This is a genomic window from Terriglobales bacterium (assembly GCA_035624455.1).
Lineage (GTDB): Bacteria > Acidobacteriota > Terriglobia > Terriglobales > Acidobacteriaceae > DASPRM01.
Window position 1 is genome coordinate 30,210 of record DASPRM010000156.1, and the last position, 13,672, is coordinate 43,881.

General features: G+C 56.7%; 11 protein-coding genes. 9 read left to right on the forward strand and 2 right to left on the reverse strand.

Annotated features, from left to right (window positions below):
* Positions 1-50 precede the first annotated feature (50 nt).
* Positions 51-2,483 (forward strand): non-lysosomal glucosylceramidase, encoded by a 2,433-nt coding sequence (locus tag VEG30_17870; protein ID HXZ81800.1) that lies wholly within the window; start codon positions 51-53, stop codon positions 2,481-2,483.
* Positions 2,484-2,514: 31 nt separating this feature from the next.
* On the opposite strand, the gene VEG30_17875 is transcribed toward VEG30_17870, so the two are convergent.
* Entirely contained in the window at positions 2,515-3,681 is a 1,167-nt protein-coding gene (locus VEG30_17875) for an AI-2E family transporter (GenBank protein HXZ81801.1), read from the reverse strand.
* A gap of 271 nt (positions 3,682-3,952) precedes the next feature.
* Positions 3,953-4,561: a hypothetical protein gene (locus VEG30_17880; protein HXZ81802.1), complete on the reverse strand. Its 609-nt coding sequence runs from the start codon at positions 4,559-4,561 to the stop codon at positions 3,953-3,955.
* 692 nt (positions 4,562-5,253) lie between these two features.
* Here VEG30_17880 and VEG30_17885 point away from each other — a divergent pair.
* From VEG30_17885 to VEG30_17920, 8 genes are all read left to right on the forward strand, one after another.
* On the forward strand, positions 5,254-5,736 hold the full coding sequence (locus tag VEG30_17885) for an SUF system Fe-S cluster assembly regulator (protein ID HXZ81803.1): 483 nt from the start codon (positions 5,254-5,256) through the stop codon (positions 5,734-5,736).
* On the forward strand, positions 5,733-7,190 hold the full coding sequence (sufB, locus tag VEG30_17890; protein ID HXZ81804.1) for a Fe-S cluster assembly protein SufB: 1,458 nt from the start codon (positions 5,733-5,735) through the stop codon (positions 7,188-7,190). Before VEG30_17885 ends, sufB begins: the two co-directional genes overlap by 4 nt.
* 11 nt (positions 7,191-7,201) lie before the next feature.
* Complete coding sequence (gene sufC / locus VEG30_17895) at positions 7,202-7,966, forward strand: Fe-S cluster assembly ATPase SufC (protein HXZ81805.1); 765 nt, start codon at positions 7,202-7,204, stop codon at positions 7,964-7,966.
* A 61-nt stretch (positions 7,967-8,027) separates the two neighbouring features.
* Positions 8,028-9,419: a Fe-S cluster assembly protein SufD gene (gene sufD, locus VEG30_17900; protein ID HXZ81806.1), complete on the forward strand. Its 1,392-nt coding sequence runs from the start codon at positions 8,028-8,030 to the stop codon at positions 9,417-9,419.
* A complete protein-coding gene (locus VEG30_17905; GenBank protein ID HXZ81807.1) occupies positions 9,416-10,684 on the forward strand; it encodes a cysteine desulfurase in 1,269 nt (422 codons plus the stop codon). The genes sufD and VEG30_17905 overlap by 4 nt, the downstream gene beginning before the upstream one ends.
* Entirely contained in the window at positions 10,684-11,130 is a 447-nt protein-coding gene (locus tag VEG30_17910; protein ID HXZ81808.1) for an SUF system NifU family Fe-S cluster assembly protein, read from the forward strand. Before VEG30_17905 ends, VEG30_17910 begins: the two co-directional genes overlap by 1 nt.
* A 12-nt stretch (positions 11,131-11,142) precedes the next feature.
* A complete protein-coding gene (gene sufT, locus VEG30_17915; protein ID HXZ81809.1) occupies positions 11,143-11,715 on the forward strand; it encodes a putative Fe-S cluster assembly protein SufT in 573 nt (190 codons plus the stop codon).
* Positions 11,716-11,812: 97 nt separating this feature from the next.
* A complete protein-coding gene (locus tag VEG30_17920; protein HXZ81810.1) occupies positions 11,813-13,663 on the forward strand; it encodes a M3 family metallopeptidase in 1,851 nt (616 codons plus the stop codon).
* The last annotated feature ends 9 nt before the right edge of the window (positions 13,664-13,672 follow it).

Sequence of the window (13,672 nt, forward strand, 5' to 3'; positions counted from 1 at the left end):
CGAGAAGGGGCACAACTTCCGCCCTCGACCTTACGACTGCCGGAGGAAACATGAAGCGCAATTTCCAGACATGCCTGCTGTCTCTAATAGTTCTGGTGTTTGTGAGGGTTTTATGGGCGGGAGACCAGATTCCAAAGGCTGCCTGGAAGCGTGGTATCGGCGAGCCGTTGGCGAACGCCGGGGCCAGGAAACCCTCGTTACCTGCCGCCGAGATGATTGATGATGGTTACTGGCAGGGCGCCCCTGTCGGCGGCTTCGGCGCCGGAACTTTTTCCCGTACTTATCGCGGCGACTTCAGCCGCTGGCACTTGAAGGCCGGCATAAACAAATACCAGACAGTCTTCGCCAATCAATTCAGCATGTATCAGAAGTCGGAAGGGGACTCACAGGGAACGGCGCAGGTCCTCGCGGCTACGCATCCCGGAGGTGGGGCTCTCAGCAGTTGGAAGTGGGACTATCCCCTGGGTGCGGGTGACTATTACGCTCTTTATCCCAAATCCTGGTTTGACTATCGCTGGGAGAAATTTCCTGCGCATGTGGTGCTGGAGCAGTTTTCGCCCATCCTGCCCAACAACTACAAGGAGACCAGCTATCCGGTCGCGATCTACCGTTGGCACGCGGAAAATCCCACCTCGAAGCCGGTGACGGTCTCGATCATGGTCACATGGGCCAACATGCTTGGCTGGTTCCGCGACTTCACTCCCAACATGGATCAGCAACTGAATTCTGGTAACTTCAACAAATTTGTCGCCGCACCGGCGGGCGCAGCAGGGACCATGAAGGGCATTGTCCTGGATCGCAATCGAAAGACGCCCGTGCAGGATGAGTGGGATGGGCAATTCGTGATTGCCACGCTAGAGCAGCCGGGCATTGAAGTCTCTTATCAGCAGACGTTTCAGATTCGCGACGACGGGCGCTCAGTATGGGATCCATTTTCCGCGACCGGCAAGCTGTCCAATGATCACCAGGAGTGGTACAGCAGCGACGAGCCGCTGGGAACAGCGCTGGCGGTGACGTTCACCTTGAAACCTGGCGAGAAGCGCACTGTGCCCATGGTTATAGCGTGGGACCTTCCAGTCGTGCAATTCGGATCGGGCCGCAAATGGTACCGCCACTACACAGACTTCTACGGGACCAGCGGCACCAATGCGTGGAAGATCGCGCAAGATGCGTTGAGCAATGCCAGCGCCTGGAGCGATGCCATCGACAAGTGGCAGGCCGAATACATCAACGACGATAGTAAGCCGCTCTGGTATCGGGGAATGCTGTTTAACGAACTCTATATTCTGGCTGATGGAGGATCGGTGTGGGGCCGTCCTGTCAACGCTGGTCCGAAGACTGCCGAGAGCTTTGCCTTTCTCGAGTGCTTTGACTATCCGTTCTACGCCACGCTCGACGTGCGCTTCTACGGCTCCATGCCCCTGATCAAGTTCTGGCCAGATATTGACAAACAGGTGCTGCGGGAATTTGCCGCCACCGTGCCGCAAAATATCTCTGACCGGACGATTTGGCGCTGGAAGACCGAACACAGCGATGGAGTGGCATTCCGCATTCGCAAAATAAAAGGCGCGGTGCCGCACGATCTGGGTGTTCCCAAGGAGGATCCGTTTTTCCAGGTGAATCAGTTCAATTGGCAGAACACCAGCGACTGGAAGGACCTCAACAGCAAATTCGTGCTCATGGTGTGGCGCGATTTTGTCCTGACTGGCGGAACTGATACGAAGTTTCTCGAAACTACCTGGCCCGCGGTCGATGAAGCCATGCAGCATCTCCGACAGTACGACCGCAACGGCGACGGCTTGCCGGAAAACGATGGCTTTCCCGATCAAACCTATGATGAGTGGGTGGTCAAAGGCGAAAGCGCGTACTGCGGGGGGCTTTATCTAGCGGCACTGCGTGCCTCCGAGGAGATTGCGCGCAAGCTTGGGCGTACGCAGGCGGTTAACGACTACCACAATCTGTTTCTGCGGGCGCAGAAAAGCTACATCGACAAGCTGTGGACGGGAGAATACTTCCGCTACGACGTAGCCAGCGATTATCGCGACAACATCCAGGCCGACCAGCTCGCCGGACAGTGGTATGCGAACCTGACCGGCCTGGGAGATCTGGTACCAAAAAACATGCGAGAGACGGCGCTTAAGAAAATCTTTGACTTCAATGTCATGAAGTTCGCCAATGGCGAGATGGGGGCGGCTAATGGCATGGGGGCCGACGGCTCCATCATCAAGATCAAGAGTAATCAACAAGTGCAGGAGGTCTGGGGCGGGACGACCTTTGGTCTCGCTTCTGAGATGATTGCAGAAGGCATGCGGGACGAGGCCTTCAAGACCGCGTGGGGCGTGTATAACGTCACATATCAGACGAAGGGCTATTGGTTTCGCACGCCGGAAGCATGGGATATCGACGGCTATTTCCGAGCTTCGATGTACATGCGTGAGGCTGCCATCTGGGCGATGGAGATGGTGAAACCAGTAGGGAAGTAGCATTCCAGCGTTGGGAGCAGCTGACAGCGGTTCATGCTCCTCCCAGCCATTGTCCCAATCCGCGCAGGGGGTCGACATAATCGCAGACAACTTTGGTCGCGCCCAGCAGTGGCACAGCCAGGATCAGCCCCATGGCTCCCCAGATCCATCCCCAGAACAGGAGAGCCAGGGTAACGGCCAGTGGATTCAACTGCAATCGTTGACCTACCAGCTTGGGATAGAGCACATTCATGGTCAACAGATGCAGCCCCACGACGACAACCACCACGGTCACAGCTTCCGTCTTGTTTAGAATGCCAACGCCAGCAGCGAGCGGAGGAAGAAGAGCCAGAAACGCGCCGAGGTAAGGAACGAGGCTTACGAATCCGCTGATTACTCCCAGGAAGTAGAAGAAGGGTATGCCGAGCACCCAGAAAAGCAGGATGCTTACGGCGGAATTGATCAGCCCGACTAACACATTGCCCATGAGAAAGCTGCGAATCATCTCTGAGATCCGACCTACTGTGCGGTACGCCACCAGCCGATGTTCCTTGGGAAACAGGCGGACGGTCGCTGTGTGCACGTGATCTTTCGAGGTGAGCATGAAATAGACAAGAAAGGGAATGAAAGTAAGAGCCAGCAGCAGGTCGCTTAGCGCACTTGCGTTCTTGGAGAAGAGCCCCACAAGTCCCGGCGCCTCCTTCACTTCGACCTGCACGGGCCGCTGCTTGTTTGAGGAAGGCTCTTCGATGATGGCGCGAGTGCCGTCGGCAATGGTTTTGGTCTGGCTGCGTAGTTTCCCGATTTCTGCACGTATCTTCCCGGAATAGCGTGGTAGCTCGGTGGCGAAATCAACCGCCCGATTGTAGAAGAAGTAGCCCAGCCCGGCGGCTAGCGTCAGCATCAGCATAACCGCGATAAGAGCTCCCGCGGCACGGGGCACTCTCAGGCGGGCGAGTCCAGCAACCATGGGCTCCAGCACAAAGGCCAGCAGGGTGGCCGTCAGGGTGGTGACCATCACCAATTTCAGCACGTAAAGCAGACCCAATACAGCAATGGCTGCCACAATAATCTGAGCAAGGGATCCAGCTTTGATCGAAGCCTGCAGCACCTCTGCTTCTTCGCTGGGAACTGGAGGAGGAGGCGTGGGCGCACCCTGTTCTAAGGTTGCCTGGGCATCAGCGGATAAGGCCAGTGCCCGGCCGAGGACCTGTTCCACTCCTGAATCTGACGGCGAATTGGATTTCAATGACATTCAGCGAAGCGCGCGAAAAAGGCTTATGTGGCAACATCAGGAAACTTGCCAGATCCTTCGACTTGGACTGGGGTGCACACTCTTAAGTTTTGTTTGGATGCGAGGCAGCAGGCAAGGTTGGCATCAGCTCCGGTCAGGAGTAGAAGGCAGGACTCCGCAGCCTCCTGAAGCGACGGGGCCTTAAAGTTTCTTGCCCTACAAGATGATGTCCCGGGCCGTAATGCGAGGCTCGGCGCTAGCTTCCGTGGGGTCCGCAGGCGCACACGCCACGTCCGCTACCCAGGTATTGCACGAAGGTGCAGGCGAGCCCGAGAAACGAGAGCTCATTTTCCTGCAGCGGGGCTTGCTGAAAGTCACTTTCCGTCATTACAAGGGTTTTGCCATCGGGGCTCTGCAGGTGTGTGAGCCAGAGGCGCAAATCGGGTGTGGGAACCGGCCCTGTCTCGGCGCAATTGTCGTGGCTGTCTGATATGACCTTGATCACGCCGTCGTTGGGCGGAGGATATCCGGTGAGAGGATTCGATGTCAGCGCAAGATTCACCGAAAGCTCAAGCATGCCATTGGCGGTGATCCTGCAGGCGCAGCACTCGATCATCTCCTGGCGAGCGTCGAAGACGTAGATGTCCGCGCAGACGGTGCCGTGGTTGGCGCTCATGGGAGTGCCTTGCTCTCCGGGATTGATGATCCGCAAGCGTTGATCCAAGCCGTACGGGTTATATCGATTGGAGTAGTAATTCAGGTGATAGACGTCGTTGGTGGTCTGCGCTGCACTCTCAGTCGGCAAATGGGAAAAGATGACAACGAGGAGCGACAGGGCCGCGAGCCGCGAATTGATCCCAGACATACTGGGGCCTCCTTCCAGCGTCTGGGGGGGGCGGGGACACGTCCAGTGTCTAAACCAAAGGCATTGTTTTCAACTACCTGGGATGCGTAGCTATATTGGCTAATCCTTTTAGGCTAGCCATAAAGATTACAAATTCTGGCTAAGTAATTGGTAACAAAGGACAGGTTATTGGCAGTCAGGCTACGCAATTGGATTAATTTTTGGTTAATGAGCGGCCGCTTGCCCGGTATTTTGTCTTTTCGCTGAGGGAAGTCGATGATGGCCAGGTCCAGTGGGAAGTGGTCGCGACGCGGGCTCGGTGAGCCAGAAATTCCGCGTCTCCAGTCTTACTCAGCTCCGGTGGCGGGAGCGAATTCCTTTTCGGGGATTTGTCTGGCCACCGCATTGCAGAGGTCGATCACAACATAATTACGATCCACCTTCTGTAGCGTGTTCCTTCTTAGGTCAGCCAAGTTCTGTGGAAGCTGATCATCTAAGAATCGAGCGTGTCCAAGACGTTGTTAATTGTCCACGTGCGTTTCGCCTCGCCCTCTCGCGAGACGACATAGTCGCACGTCTTAGACGCGCATCCTTAGAAACTGCCGCTCTCAGCCTCAGCTTGCGAGCCTGAGCGAATTATTCTAAAATAATACTGATTTGGTACTATTTAAGGAACGGTCTGTTGGGAGGCCGAACGGGCGGTAGCAGCAGGAATGGTAAAACTCAGCAAATTAACGGATTACGGCTTGCTGCTGATGAGCTGCTTCGCACGCGGCGAGAGGCAGAAGCTGCACACCGCCCGAGATCTGGCCGCCGAGTCGAATCTGCCTCTTCCGACCGTAAGCAAGCTGCTGAAGGAATTGCTGCAGAGCGGGCTGCTGGTCTCGCACCGCGGAATCAAGGGCGGATACAGCCTGGCCAAGGCTGCGCACCAGATTTCGCTGGCAGAAATCATTGCTGCTCTTGAGGGGCCGGTAGCGCTTACCGAATGCAGTTCCGATGTTTCCGGAGTATGCGACCTGGAAGCGTGCTGCACGATCAAACGAAATCAGCAGGTGATCAGCCGGGCGGTGCGGGGAGTTTTGGAAAAACTGACGCTTTCCGACTTGACCCAACCCTTGCAGCTGACGGCCATCAAGGGGGTAGAGGGGAATCTGATCCCGACTGTGGGACTGGTGTCCAGGAGAACGCAATGAGCACTAACATGAATACGATCCGCGAATTGGCGGAACGTGAGTACAAGTGGGGATTCATAACCGATATTGAAGAAGAGAGAGTTCCCAAAGGACTCAACGAAGAAATCATCCGGCTGATTTCCGCCAAGAAGAACGAGCCTGAGTTCATGCTCGAGTGGAGGTTGAAGGCGTATCGGCACTGGGCATCGCTGGAGCAAGCGCAGGCCGAGCCGAAGTGGGCGAACGTGAAGTTCGGACCGATCGATTATCAGGACATCGTTTATTACTCCGCACCCAAGAAGAAGCCGAGCCTGCAGAGCCTGGACGAGGTCGATCCTGAGATACTGCGGACGTATGACCGGCTGGGAATTCCTTTGGCGGAGCAGCAGAAACTGGCGGGCGTGGCGGTGGATGCGGTGTTTGACAGCGTCTCGGTTGCGACCACGTTCAAGGAAAAGCTGGCGGAGAAGGGCGTGATCTTCTGCTCGTTCAGCGAAGCGGTGCGGAACCATCCCGAGCTGGTGAAGAAATACCTGGGTTCAGTGGTGCCGTATACCGACAACTTCTTCGCCTCCCTGAACTCTGCAGTGTTCAGCGATGGATCTTTTGTTTATGTGCCGAAGGGCGTGCGCTGCCCGATGGAGCTCTCAACTTATTTCCGCATTAACGCGGCGGAAACCGGGCAGTTCGAGCGCACGCTGATCATCGCCGACGAAGGCGCTTACGTGAGCTATCTCGAAGGATGCACCGCGCCGATCCGCGATGAGAATCAGCTGCACGCGGCAGTGGTAGAGCTGGTCGCGCTCGATAATGCGACGATCAAGTACTCGACGGTGCAGAACTGGTATCCCGGGGATAAGGAAGGCCGCGGCGGGATCTACAACTTTGTCACCAAGCGTGGCAAGTGCCTGGGCCGGAATTCCAAAATTTCCTGGACGCAGGTGGAGACCGGCTCGGCTATCACCTGGAAATATCCCAGCTGCATTCTGATGGGTGACAACTCGGTGGGCGAGTTCTACTCGGTGGCGCTGACCAACAACTACCAGCAGGCCGACACCGGCACGAAGATGATCCACATGGGCAAGAACACCAGCAGCACGGTGGTGTCCAAGGGCATCTCCGCCGGACATGGCCAGAACACCTACCGCGGTCTGGTGAAGATTCAGAAGGGCGCAACCGGAGCCCGTAACTACACGCAATGCGACTCGCTGCTGATCGGCGATAAGTGCGGCGCGCACACCTTCCCCTACATCGAGGTGAAGAATGCCAGCGCCCGCATGGAACATGAAGCGTCGACCTCGAAGATCGGCGAAGACCAGATCTTTTATTTGCGGCAGCGCGGTCTGAGCAGCGAAGAAGCGGTATCGATGATCATCAACGGATTCTGCCGGCAAGTATTTCGCGAGTTGCCCATGGAGTTTGCCGTGGAAGCTCAGAAATTGCTGAGCATCAGCCTGGAAGGAAGTGTGGGATAACGAGAACGAATATGAGCATATTGGAAATCAAGAATCTGCACGCGCGGGTCGAGAATCACGAAATACTGAAAGGAGTGGACCTGACGGTCAACGCCGGCGAGGTGCACTCGATCATGGGACCGAATGGCTCGGGCAAGAGCACGCTGGCGCAGGTGCTGTCGCGCCGCGAGACATTCGAGATCACCGAAGGTGAAGTGCTGTTTAACGGCAAGGATTTGCTGGGAATGAAGCCGGAAGAAGCTGCCTGCGAAGGACTGTTCATGGCGTTTCAGTATCCGGTGGAGATTCCGGGAATCAGCAACGCATATTTTTTGCGCGCTGCGCTGAATGCTGTCCGGAAGCACCGCGGTGAGGAGGAGTTGGACGCGATCGATTTTCTTCCCCTTCTGAAGGAGAAGATGCGCTTGTTGGAGATGGATGAGCGTTTCCTGAACCGGGCCGTCAACGAAGGCTTTTCGGGAGGCGAGAAAAAGCGCAACGAGATTGTGCAGATGGCGGTGCTGGAGCCGAAGCTGGCGATCCTGGATGAAACCGATTCCGGGCTCGACATTGATGCTCTGAAAATCGTTGCCAAGGGCGTGAATGCGATGCGCAGCCCGGATCGCGCCATTGTGCTGGTGACGCACTATCAGCGGTTGCTGGATTACATCGTTCCGGACTACGTACACGTGCTGGTGGATGGCCGGTTCGTGAAATCGGGAGGGCCGGAACTGGCGTTGGAGTTGGAAGAGAAAGGTTATGGCTGGACGGAGCCTACTGCTGCGGCCGCGCGATAGGTGTTGTTTCGCGCCCAGGGGGTAGCGTCGGGAGAGAAGGAACAAGGATCAAGGTAAAAAGATGGCAATCGCTTCATCACAACAGATTCGCCCCCAGTTGGAGGCGTTCAGCGAATTTGATTCGCGTAATCAGCGACAACCTGCATGGCTGCGTGAATTGCGCGCCCGCGGGTTCGAACGTTTCTGTCAAACTGGTTTTCCTACCACCAAAGATGAGGACTGGCGTTTTACCAACGTAAGTTCGATTGCACAAACCCCATTCGCGCTAGCGAGTGATCCAGAAAAGTCTTTTCCTGTGGAGTCGACCACTCCTTGGCGGATTCCGGGAGCAGCCTGCCAGTTGGTGTTCGTCAACGGCCGATTTACTCCGGTCTTGTCGGATTTCGGAAAATTGCCCAAAGGAGTGAAGGTCAGCAGCCTGGCGCAGGCGATTGCGGAAGACGGCGCCGAGATCCAGAAACACCTGGGCCGTTATTTGAATATCGAACGCGACGCATTCTGTGCCCTGAACACGGCCTTTATAGAAGATGGCGCCTACATCCATCTGCCGCGCAGAACGATACTGGATGCTCCGATCTACCTGCTGTTTATCTCGGTTGCAGGCGATGTTCCGCAGATGTCGCATCCGCGCAACCTGATTATCGCAGAAGACGAAACCGAAGCCAGCGTAGTCGAGGATTACGTTTCGCTGGGTAGCGGCGTCTTCTTCTCGAATGTGGTCACCGAACTCGTTGCGGGCGAAGGAGCGATCATCTCTCACCACTTGATCGAGCGCGAGGACAAGCAGGCGATCAACGTCTCCACGTTGCGGATGCAGCAGGCGCGAAGTGCGAATGTGAGCTCGCACTCGGTGCTTCTCGGCGGCGGCCTGGTGCGCAACAACGTGCATCCGGTGCTGGCCGGAGAGGGTGGTGAATGCCTGATCAACGGCTTGTTCATCGGCAGCGGCACGCAGCACATAGACAACTACATGCTGGTGGAGCACGCCAGCCCTCACTGCAGCAGCCGTCAGTTTTATAACGGCATTCTCGACGGACACGCGCACGGCGTCTTCCATGGGCGCATCATCGTTCACAAGGATGCGCAGAAGACTGATGCCAAGCAGACCAACCGCAACCTGCTGCTCTCTGACGATGCGCAGATCGATACCAAGCCGCAGCTGGAGATCTATGCCGACGACGTGAAGTGCACGCACGGCGCGACCATCGGCCAGGTCGAGGAAAATGCGTTGTTTTACATCCGCTCGCGCGGAGTGGACGAAGTCACGGCTCGCAAGTTGCTGTTGCTTGCATTCGCGAACGAGTGCCTGGATCGCATGAGGAGTGTCCCGGTGCGTGAGTATTTGGAAGGCCTGGTGCATGGTTGGTTATCAGAGACCTCCGGCTCGGACGGTTCGCGACCGCGAATTACGACCGCCGGGGAGCGCGAGAGGCGATGGGAGGAGATTGGATGACAACCGCCGCAAACACGATTCGCTGGCCCCAGCCGCAAGTACACGCTGGTTTCGACGTGTACAGGTTACGAACGGAATTTCCGATCCTGGGGCGGCCGATTCAGGGCAAGCCACTCGTGTATCTCGATAACGCTGCTACTACACAGAAGCCACAAGTCGTGATTGACGCTCTGGTGCGTTACTACACGGAGGAGAATGCGAACATTCATCGTGGAGTGCACACGCTGTCCGAGGTGGCAACCGAGAGCTATGAACGCGCGCGTGGCATCGTGCAACGCTTCCTGAACGCCGCTGATCCCAGTGAAATCGTATTTGTGCGCGGAGCCACGGAAGGGATCAACCTGGTGGCGCAGACGTGGGGACGAACCAACATCGGCCCCGGGGACGAGATTGTTATCTCGGCCATGGAGCATCACTCCAACATCGTTCCCTGGCAGATGCTCTGCGAACAGAAGGGGGCGCGGCTGCGGGTTGCGCCGATCAATGACGCCGGCGAGTTGCTGTTGGACGAATTTGAAAAGCTGCTTGGGCCCAAGACGAAGCTGGTCGCTATGGTGCACATCTCCAACGCGCTGGGCACGGTGAATCCGGTGCGCAAGATCGTAGAGATGGCGCACCGCTGGAATGCTCGCGTATTGCTGGACGGTGCACAGGCTGCGCCGCACACGGTCGTGGATATGCAGGATCTGGATTGTGATTTCTACGTCTTCTCTGGTCACAAAGTGTACGGGCCGACAGGCGTCGGCGTGTTGTACGGGAAGCTCGCGTTGCTGGAGGCGATGCCGCCTTACCAGGGTGGCGGCGACATGATCAGCTCGGTGACCTTCGAGAAGACGACCTACAACCGGGTGCCGCACAAATTCGAAGCCGGCACGCCACATGTCTCGGGCGCGATCGGACTCGGTGCGGCGCTGGAATTTGTGAACGGGATCGGATTGGAGCCGATTTCCCGGCACGAACAAGAGGTGCTGGCTTACGGCACGGAGCGGCTGCTGGAAATTCCTGGAGTGCGGTTGATTGGTACAGCCAAGGAGAAAGCGGGGGTACTGTCTTTTGTGCTCGAGAGCATCCACCCGCATGATGTCGGCACTGTGCTCAATCAACAGGGCATCGCGATTCGCACCGGTCATCACTGTGCGCAGCCGCTGATGCAGCGGTTCGGAGTGCCCGCCACGGCGCGCGCGTCGCTCGCCCTTTACAACACTGTCGAGGACATAGACGCGCTCGCGGCGGGACTGCACAAGGTGAAGGAGGTTCTTGGCTGATGCCGGAGCTGCAGGATCTCTATCAGGAAGTCATCCTGGAACACAGCAAGCATCCGCGTAACTATCGGACGCTGGAATCTGCCAACCGCATGGCCGAGGGATTCAACCCGCTGTGTGGCGATCACTTCTCGGTCTATCTCGACGTGGAAGGCGATCAGATCCGCGATATTACGTTCCAGGGCTCGGGCTGCGCGATTTCGAAAGCTTCCGCCTCGATGATGACGCAGGCGCTGAAAGGCAAGCGCACCGAAGAGGCGGAGAAATTGTTTGAGAAGTTTCATCGCGTGGTAACGGGAAAGAATGGGTTTGAGGTGGCTGACTTGGGCAAGCTGGCGGCTTTCGCTGGAGTATCGGAATTTCCTGTCCGCGTGAAATGCGCCACCCTGGCGTGGCATGCGTTGCGCGCCGCCTTGCGGGGAGAGCAGCACGCCGTCTCCACCGAGTAGTTCAGGGGGACAATGTCGAGCGACACGGTTGTGCTAAGTCGAGCCTGCGCGGCGGTGCCGATTCCGCTGGGTGGCATGGAAGTGCTGCCTGCAGGAAGCCGTGTGCGAATCATGCAGTCGCTCGGTGGGAGCTACACCGTAGTCACCGAGCGGGGCTTCATGATGCGCATCGATGCGAAAGATGCCGACGCCTTGGGACTTTCGCCAGAGGCACAGCCAATCGACGCGACTCCCGCGCAATTCAGTGAGAAACTGGTGTGGGATCAGCTAAAAACCGTTTTTGATCCCGAAATTCCAGTTAATGTGGTTGACCTGGGACTTATCTATTCCTGCCAGATCACGGCGATCGAAGGCGGTCACAAGATCGATATCAATATGTCGATGACTGCAGCCGGTTGCGGCATGGGAGACGTATTGAAGGCTGATATTGAACGCAAGCTGTCGCAACTTCCGGAGGTGAAGGAAGTCCACGCGACGGTTGTGTTCGATCCGCCGTGGCATCCCGGTCTGATGTCAGAGGCAGCGCGATTGCAACTCGGGATTGATTTGGACACAGACTCATCCCTTCCCATGTATCGCCCCTAATTCAGGGCGGCAACATTTTCCATGTCGCAATACTCGCCCTTTACAATTCCGCAGGTCAGCAATAGCTCGCCAGTTACTGGATGCCGCCAGGAGCCAAATGGGGATAACCCGCCAGATTACGGTGCTGTTGTGTGTCTTGATCAGCACAAACAGAGCTCAGAGCCCACCTGACAAGTGGAGCGCTGACCTTGCTCGCTACTACTTTGTGTCGCCTGAAGCTGAGAAATCAGCGCGCGCCGACCTTGATGCAACCCTCAAGCGCCTGGAGAATTACAAAGGCAAGCTTAATAACGGATCCAGCTTGGTTCAGGCCTTTCAGGCATACGAGGATGTGCTTCGAATCTACAACAAGCATGATGGTTATCTTCATCTACGTTGTTCGCAAAACCGCAAAGACGCGGCCTGCGATGACGAGAGCGGGCTGGAATCGGAATTGAATGCCAGAAGCGCATTCTTCAAAGCGGAAGTTCTGGCGATCTCCGAACTGCGGCTGCACGCATTTTTTCTGGCTGAGCCTGAAATGAAGCCATATCGGTTTGCGCTGGATGAGATGCGGCGCGACATCGCGCATACGCTCCCTGCGTCTGAAGAAGAACTACTCAGTCGTCTGCGGCCAGAAATTTCAGAATGGCAATACGAGCTGTACGATCACGTCGTCTCGGCGATTCCGTTTGGAACCGTGACGACCGCGGCAGGTCCATTGGATGTGATCCGTCAGCGCAATTTGCTGGCCTCGAATCCTGATGCGCGTGTGCGTGAGGAGGCGTTCAAGCGCCGCCTCAATGGATTCGCCAGCCAGCGTGAGCTCCTGGCTTTCGCGCTCATCCACACGGTGAAAGCACAAGAGTCACTTGCGACGGCGCAACATTACTCCAATGCACCCGATCGCAAATACACCAGCATGTATCTGAAACCGCAGCAGGCGCGGAATCTCCTACAGCTCATGGCTCAGCATGGGGAGGTCGCGAAGCGTTTCGAGAAAATTCGCGCTACTGATTTCGAGCGCGCCCACCACGCGCAGGCGCACGCCTGGGACCTCTCGGCTCCTGAACCCGGCCTCGCGCCGCCAATCACACCCCTTCAGGCGCTGCCGGCCTTATTTCACGCTGCGTTCGCTGGGCTGGGGCCGGAGTATCAAGCGGCATTCGACTCGTTGCTGGCACCAGGCAACGGCAGGGCGGACGTGATACCGGGGGGAGCGCCGAATCGATATGCGGGCGGATTCTCCATTGGATTCACCGGCGCTACGAGCATCCTCTTTTATGGCCGCTATGACGGAACCTTCAAAGACTTATCGGTGATCGCACATGAGGGAGGCCATGCCGTGCATCGCAGCTTGATGAGCCAGAACGATGTGAAACCGATATACGCGATGGGAGCCCATTTCCTGTTCGAATCGTTTGCTGCTTTCAACGAGCTTCTGCTCGCGGACTATCTTGCCGAACACACCCCGAATCCTGCCTTGCAGCGTTTCTACCGGAAGCAGTGGATGAGTATCAAAGGACTGGATACGTTTTATGGTGCGCAAGACGCCCTGCTGGAACAGGCAATTTATGATGGCGTCTCGCGTGGAAGCGTTAGAAGCGCGGATGACCTGGACAAGTTGAGCCTGCAGATTGACGGCAACTTCTCTGACTCTTCTGCAACGACTCCGGAACTCCGCAACCGATGGGCGACGTTGTCACTGATGTATGAAGATCCCCTCTACAACATTAATTATGTCTATGGCGGGCTGCTGGCACTGAAGTACTACCAGCTCTACATCTCAGACCGGGAACGGTTCGTGCCGCGATATATTGCGTTGCTGAAGAATGGATTTGATGCACCGCCTGACGCGCTGCTCAAGAAATTTCTCGATGTCGATCTGTTTGATCCGGCGCTTCTGAGCGACGGCCTGAGGTTGCTGAACGCACGACTCGATCAACTCGAGAACAGTCCAGATCACTGAGCTCCTGCC

Excerpts from the sequence above, each read along its gene's own strand:
- VEG30_17920 (HXZ81810.1), top strand. The coding sequence starts at position 11,813 with ATGGGGATAACCCGCCAGATTACGGTGCTGTTGTGTGTCTTGATCAGC.
- VEG30_17910 (HXZ81808.1), top strand. The coding sequence starts at position 10,684 with ATGCCGGAGCTGCAGGATCTCTATCAGGAAGTCATCCTGGAACACAGC.
- VEG30_17905 (HXZ81807.1), top strand. The coding sequence starts at position 9,416 with ATGACAACCGCCGCAAACACGATTCGCTGGCCCCAGCCGCAAGTACAC.
- sufD (HXZ81806.1), top strand. The coding sequence starts at position 8,028 with ATGGCAATCGCTTCATCACAACAGATTCGCCCCCAGTTGGAGGCGTTC.
- VEG30_17885 (HXZ81803.1), top strand. The coding sequence starts at position 5,254 with ATGGTAAAACTCAGCAAATTAACGGATTACGGCTTGCTGCTGATGAGC.
- VEG30_17880 (HXZ81802.1), bottom strand. The coding sequence starts at position 4,561 with ATGTCTGGGATCAATTCGCGGCTCGCGGCCCTGTCGCTCCTCGTTGTC.
- sufT (HXZ81809.1), top strand. The coding sequence starts at position 11,143 with ATGTCGAGCGACACGGTTGTGCTAAGTCGAGCCTGCGCGGCGGTGCCG.
- VEG30_17870 (HXZ81800.1), top strand. The coding sequence starts at position 51 with ATGAAGCGCAATTTCCAGACATGCCTGCTGTCTCTAATAGTTCTGGTG.
- sufC (HXZ81805.1), top strand. The coding sequence starts at position 7,202 with ATGAGCATATTGGAAATCAAGAATCTGCACGCGCGGGTCGAGAATCAC.
- sufB (HXZ81804.1), top strand. The coding sequence starts at position 5,733 with ATGAGCACTAACATGAATACGATCCGCGAATTGGCGGAACGTGAGTAC.